We start from the raw sequence: 251 nt of genomic DNA, 5'->3' as shown, positions 1-251 counted from the left end.
CAAGCCAGCTCCCACATTTGATCAAGACCGCCGCACAAAGGTGCGCATGGTTTGCCCCGGGCCGGTGCTGAACACGGTGGGCCTGGGCATGCCCTCATGCGCTGCGATAAACACGAAATCATCGCCGTCGAGCCGGTAACTGGCGGGGAGTTGCTTGCCTGCATCTTCGCCGATGGCGTCCGTCCAGGTGATGCTTTTGGGCGTGGTACTGGCGTCCAGCTCGAACCGACCCGCCAGCAATATTTCGCCAC

The 251-nt window shown here is 61.8% G+C and carries 1 pseudogene; it reads right to left on the bottom strand.

Annotated elements, in window-relative coordinates:
• Positions 1-21 precede the first annotated feature (21 nt).
• A pseudogene (locus SB756_RS33220) lies at positions 22-251 on the bottom strand (TIGR03067 domain-containing protein); the annotation flags it as partial.

The organism is Pseudomonas sp. SIMBA_068 (genome assembly GCF_046534705.1).
GTDB lineage: Bacteria > Pseudomonadota > Gammaproteobacteria > Pseudomonadales > Pseudomonadaceae > Aquipseudomonas > Aquipseudomonas putida.
This window is presented reverse-complemented; position numbering and strand designations above follow the sequence as displayed.